This is a genomic window from Roseinatronobacter ekhonensis (genome assembly GCF_900499075.1).
Lineage (GTDB): Bacteria > Pseudomonadota > Alphaproteobacteria > Rhodobacterales > Rhodobacteraceae > Roseinatronobacter > Roseinatronobacter ekhonensis.
On record NZ_UIHC01000092.1, the window covers coordinates 1 to 5,529 of the forward strand.

Consider the following 5,529-nt stretch of genomic DNA (forward strand, 5'->3'; position numbering starts at 1 on the left):
GCAGCGCCTCAAGCGCCACAGCAGCTTTAAACTTGTCTGAAAAGTTCCGTCGCTTTGTCATTCTCGTATCCATTCGTGCGCGTTGGATACATCTTAGCACGCTGTCCAAATTTGCCGGACCACTTCATCGATCCATTTTTTTCTGACATGGGGTTGGGCGAAGTCTCAATCCAAGCGCATGTGTCCACGGCGTCCCACAATGCTTATGAAGTGATGCGCTGGCGATACGGGGTAAGCCAGAAGCAGCTTATGGAACTGGCGCCCGTTCTTTTTGCCATCGTGGCAGGGCACGCCCTTAAGGTGCCAGAACAGGATGCAGAACATGCTCGTGAAGCGCATCGGCTTGGGTTGAGTTACCCACTTTCACCTGAGCACCACATCCACGAACAGGCCAGTGAGCGACGGAAGTGCTTCGGGCTGAAACCGAAGGACCCGATGCGTGACCACCCCCAGAATCTTTTTTGCGAGGCTGTCCGGCGACTGTCGTCCCATATCGGAGACTATGTCGACACTCAGTGGTTCGTTGGTGCCGAGCCGCAGGATGCACCCACGGCAGCGGGCTATATCCCGGATATTGATTTGCTCGAAAAGATCACCGGCGGCGACTGGAGGCTGGTGGAAGCAATCGTCAAGGGGCGAATTCGACTTTCAAAGTGTCGTGACGAGGTATTTCAGAACGGGAAGAGTTTCGACAACGATGATAAATTTCTTCAGGCCTTTGCCGTTGCTGTGCGCCAAGAGCGCGACAAGCAGATTGAAGAGCAGCGGAAAGCAGGTCTCAAGAAGCTGGATGCGTGGCGCGCATTCTATGCTGAACGCCATCCTGATATGGCACAGGAATACGACGACCTGGTTGCACAGCATTGCCATGAGGAACAATGGTATCCCAAACACTACACGGACGACGACCGCGTTCAGAGTTGGATTGATCCGTTTAAGGAAGATCGGCACATCAACGAAAACAGTTTGCCGGAATATCAACAGCGCAAAGCGGCAGCCGAGGAAAAAGATAACGGCGCCAAAACGCTAACTCTTGTCTTCCCTCATGAGGATCCGGTCTATCGTCGTTTTGAGGAACTTAAACGTCACCGCTCCCAGCTGAAGAAGCAGTTTGAGGAGGTCTGGGCATGATGCAGCTGTGCGACGACGGAGCGTTCACTCTCAGCGCTCATGCAGCCACTCGCATGGCGCAGCGGGGGATACGCCGGGCCATCATTGATCTTGTGCTCCTGCATGGAACACAGTCCAAGGCAAAACATGACTGCGAGGAATACCTGCTTCCGGATCGAGCAGCACAACAGCTCGAAGCGGCAGGATATGATGGGCAGCTGATCAAGGCGGCGACAAAGGTCCGGGCAATCGTAGGACCTGATGGCACGGTGGTGACCTGTTACCACGAACGAAATGGGCAGTTGGGATCCTCGCGCCGGACAACTCGGAATCGCCGCGCTAGGTGCGTCCTAGACTTTCAGTGAGTGCGGAACAACAAGCTCAAGCGGCGGCACTTCTAGAAAATGCCCAACATGTTTCCTGAAAAGGGCGTTATTGTGCTGATAAAATTAATGTATCTCGGATCGAGAGGCGACTGGAAATGGTGATTTCGGCTACAAAAGAGCTCATAGTTCATCCACCATTGGATGAGATTTCAGACCTGCGACAGCCTTTGACGAAAGGGGAGCGCACGGTACTTGAACTGTTCACCCGGAAATTGCCTCCTGGCTGGGAGATTTATGTCCAGCCCCATCTGAACGGATTGCGTCCGGACTTCGTACTGCTCAATCCCAAAGTCGGAATCGGCGTATTCGAGGTAAAGGACTGGGATCTAAATGCGATGTCCTATCGCAACGATTTCATGCAAGTTGGTGGGGGGCAAACCCAACGTCCGATACTGCGCGCCTCCCGTGACGGAGAATCGTTCGACGTCTGGCCGAACCCGGTTCAGCAACTTCGGCGATATAAAGAGGAAATCCACCAACTCTACTGCCCGCGACTCGAGAAGAAGAATGGTTTCGCCGTAATTACGGCAGGTCTGATCTTCCCCTTTGCCTCCCGCGACAGCGCAGCTGCCCTCATGGCACCTCACCAGACACGGGAAGAGCGCGAAAAATACCCTGCATACTCCCCGATCAGCGGCAGGGAGGCTCTCTCAGATGGCTGGTTGGAGAAAGTATTTCCTGAAAGCTCCCGGCAGTCTTCTCGGTACATGACACCGGATCACGCCGACGATCTTCGAGGGTGGCTCGTTGAACCGGACTTTTCGGCCGACCAGAGAAAACCACTGGAAATGGATGCACAACAGCGTTCTCTGGCCGACACACGAACGGAAGGGGGCTACCGTCGCATAAAGGGGCCAGCTGGCTCCGGAAAGTCCGTTGTATTGGCTGCTCGTGCAGCAAAGCTGGCGGCAGAAGGTAAGTCCGTTCTCATTGCGACGTACAACATCACGCTTTGGCACTATCTGCGTGATCTCGTCGCTCGCGCCAGTGGCGGACCTGGCTGGTCGAACGGGATTACCACATTGAACTTTCATGAGTGGTGCCGCCGTACCTGCCATGAAGCAGGACAGGGGTGGAGCGAAGAGTATTCGAGCCTCTTTGCAGGTGTACCCGAGAAACCTGATAATCCACTTCTGCGAAAGGAGTGGAGAAGACAGTGGCAGCCTGTTCTAGACCGCATCCTTAACGTAGATATTCCTGACCTCGCCTCCCGCGCTGTGGGCGAGCCGAGCGTTACGCGTTACGACGCGATACTTGTCGATGAAGGCCAAGACTATCGCTTGCCTTGGTGGAATGCCCTACGCCGCGCACTGAAGAATGGGGGCGAATGCGTGTTGGTCGCCGACGCGACCCAAGATGTGTATGGGACAGCCGGAGCCTGGACTGATAACGCCATGCGCGGGGCTGGTTTCAGCGGCGGCTGGGCTCAGCTTGAGACCAGCTATCGATTGCCGAACGATGCGATGGACATGGCCCGATTTTTTGCGCAGAAATTTCTACCTCAGGAGACAATTGACCTCCCCAAACCCGAACAAGGCTCACTTGCCCTTCATCCATGTACTCTTCGATGGGTCCAACGTGAGCCGGAAACGGCTGCCACAGATAGTTGCGTTGCAGAGATTTTATCGATGCTAAAGCGGTCTGGACGGGATGGACTCGCCAATGCCGACATCTGTCTCCTAACAGACGATCAAAGGGCTGGCGCGGAAGTTGTTCGGTTGCTCAGAGAAAAGAACATTAATGCCGTGACGACATTTGACGAGCGCGGGATAGAGTCTAAGCGAAACAAGATGGGATTCTGGATGGGAGATGCGCAGATAAAGGCGACAACGCTTCATAGTTTCAAAGGCTGGGAGTCCCGTCTTCTTGTGGTTCATATCACGCGCGCATTTACGGCTGATGCTCGCGCGCTGATCTATGCAGGCCTTACGAGGCTAAAGCGCAGCGTCCAAGGCAGTCATCTAACGGTTGTGTGCACAGCGCCAGAACTTTCAGAGTTCGGCCGACAATGGCCGGAGCAAGGCTGAGATCCGGCAGTGTGCAGAGGTCAGGGCGGCCAGAAAGAGCTGCAAATGGACCTTCGACGAGGCCGATGACTATCAATGCCTCGTCGCTCCACCCGCCATCCTGTCCGTCTCCAGCCGCAGCGCTGCTTTCCACAACGGCGTCTTGGTGAAAACGCTTTGCTCGGTGCTCCGGAAACCTTTGGCGCGGTCCATGTGCAGCAACCCTGTCCAGCAGAGAGGCCGAAGCACCTGGATGTAGAGGCGGCTCAGCACATCGTCGAAACCACCGGCAGGATCGGGCTCACCGAACAGCACCTGACGGAGGTCAGCGCCGGTCGCGCCGTCCTCGGTCTCGACGTTTAACACGTTCAGGAACACGTCCCAGTTGCCCAGGATCGGCTCGTCGAAGCGCGAGAAGCGGGCGTGATTGACTTCGAACAGGTAGAACGGCGTGACGATGCCGAAGATCCGACCGGGATGGCCAACCAGTCCCTGGCCCGCCTTGGTTAGCTTGAACTGTCCCTTGTAGTGCCGCCCGATCTTCAGCGCGATCACCACGTCGTGCAGATCCATCAGTGGGCCAAAGTCGATCTCGTTCAGCACCTTGTTGATGGCGAAGAGGTCTTCTTCGGTGTAGCCCGGCCAGTCGAACTCGCGTGCCGCCCAATGCACAAATACCCGCTTGAAGGCCTTCGATGGCGTCAGCCCGATCCCGCCATGTTCGGCGATGTAGGCAAAGGTCTTTTCCAGCGCCCGCACCATCGGTGAGTGCGCCAGCGCCGGGTTTGCATCGTCGATCTGGCGGAACTCGATCACCTCAGATCTCCCGCGCGAACCAGCGGATTCGGCCGATGATGTGGATTTCCTCGGCACTGCGCTCGTAGGGGCTGTAGAAGCCGTTGTCGGAGATCACGCGTACCGCAGGCGGTTCGCTGTTGGGGACATGCTCGAGCCGCTTGGCAACGAGCCCCATGCCGTCATCCAAAACGAAGATCCCGGGCGGGTTCGGCGCGCGACGTGTCATGTCGACCAAGACGGTGTCGCCGTCCAGAAGGGTCGGCGCCATGCTGTCGCCCTCGACATGCATGATGCGCAGCTGCGACGGACTGGCCTTGAGGCTGCCCTTTATCCAGGACCGGCGGAAGTGATAGGCGCGGCCGGGGGTGTCGTGATCCTCGGTCACCACCGCGCCGCCGCCCATCGACGGGCGCGGGCTGGCATGTGCGATCGCGACGAAGGTTTCGTCCGGGTTCTCGATGAAGGGTGGCTCGCCTTCGACCTCGCCGATACCGTGGATCAGCCATTCCCGCTCGACTTTCAGCACGCGGGCAACCTCTGCCAGCTTGTCGATGCCGGGGCGTGCAGAGCGGCCGCGCAGGATGTCATAAACGAAGGAGCGATTGACCCCGGCCATCTCTGCGACATGAGCGGGGCTGAGCCCGAGTTGCTGAGCACGGGCGCGAAGGCGGTCGGAGAGCGTGTGATGCTCGGTCATGTTTTCCCCAGAGAGCTGTGGATCAAATAGGATAAAACAGGATTGATCGGAGGCCGTCAAGGATTTAGAACAAATCCTAAACACTCAATGGCAGGAATCGGGGGTCACATGGAGATCGAGAAGGCGTATTTTACTCTGCCGGAGATCCTCGACCGCTGGTCCATCTCCGAAGCCGACCTGATCTATCTGGCGGAGAACGACAAGCTGCGGTTGTCGGTGCGTGTCTTCGGTGTGCCGGTGGAGTTGGGCGACTACGAGGAAAGCCCGGAAGGCGAAGTTTTCTCGATCCCATCCGAGCGTGGATATTACGAAGGGCTTCTTGAGCTGCATGCTCGCGATGCCTATTGGGTTTTCCGCAGCGGAATGGTCATCACGAACCATTTTCGGTCAGAGAACGCTGACTATTGTGAATCCCGGAGACAAAATGCCCACAGAAACGGTCTGATGATCTGACCGTCGCGGAGTAAAATTCCGCAATCTGACACCTGAAGCTGATGAGCGGAGGGTGGGGAGATGTATTCTGTGGACTTAT

General features: G+C 56.8%; 5 protein-coding genes. 3 read left to right on the top strand and 2 right to left on the bottom strand.

The annotated features are described in order from the left end of the window. Positions 1–249: 249 nt before the first annotated feature. Together ROE7235_RS18465 and ROE7235_RS18475 are read left to right on the top strand one after the other, a co-directional pair. A complete protein-coding gene (locus tag ROE7235_RS18465) occupies positions 250–1,131 on the top strand; it encodes a hypothetical protein (protein ID WP_147434271.1) in 882 nt (293 codons plus the stop codon). A gap of 460 nt (positions 1,132–1,591) precedes the next feature. Further along, a complete protein-coding gene (locus tag ROE7235_RS18475) occupies positions 1,592–3,523 on the top strand; it encodes an AAA family ATPase (RefSeq protein WP_085880020.1) in 1,932 nt (643 codons plus the stop codon). Positions 3,524–3,595: 72 nt separating this feature from the next. Here ROE7235_RS18475 and ROE7235_RS18480 read toward each other — a convergent pair whose 3' ends face one another. Both ROE7235_RS18480 and ROE7235_RS18485 read right to left on the bottom strand, forming a co-directional pair. After that, positions 3,596–4,318, bottom strand: coding sequence for a hypothetical protein (locus ROE7235_RS18480; RefSeq protein WP_121097276.1), 723 nt, complete (start codon positions 4,316–4,318; stop codon positions 3,596–3,598). 1 nt (position 4,319) lies between these two features. After that, positions 4,320–4,997: a LexA family transcriptional regulator gene (locus ROE7235_RS18485; RefSeq protein WP_068248887.1), complete on the bottom strand. Its 678-nt coding sequence runs from the start codon at positions 4,995–4,997 to the stop codon at positions 4,320–4,322. Positions 4,998–5,105: 108 nt separating this feature from the next. Here ROE7235_RS18485 and ROE7235_RS18490 point away from each other — a divergent pair, with 108 nt between their 5' ends. Next, the gene (locus ROE7235_RS18490) at positions 5,106–5,450 is read left to right on the top strand and encodes a hypothetical protein (RefSeq protein WP_121097279.1); all 345 of its coding nucleotides are present in this window, start codon (positions 5,106–5,108) and stop codon (positions 5,448–5,450) included. Positions 5,451–5,529: the final 79 nt, after the last annotated feature.

What these genes read in the sequence shown, in the direction of transcription:
- ROE7235_RS18465 (WP_147434271.1), top strand. Translation starts at nt 250, where the DNA reads ATGGAACTGGCGCCCGTTCTTTTTGCCATCGTGGCAGGGCACGCCCTT.
- ROE7235_RS18475 (WP_085880020.1), top strand. Translation starts at nt 1,592, where the DNA reads ATGGTGATTTCGGCTACAAAAGAGCTCATAGTTCATCCACCATTGGAT.
- ROE7235_RS18485 (WP_068248887.1), bottom strand. Translation starts at nt 4,997, where the DNA reads ATGACCGAGCATCACACGCTCTCCGACCGCCTTCGCGCCCGTGCTCAG.
- ROE7235_RS18490 (WP_121097279.1), top strand. Translation starts at nt 5,106, where the DNA reads ATGGAGATCGAGAAGGCGTATTTTACTCTGCCGGAGATCCTCGACCGC.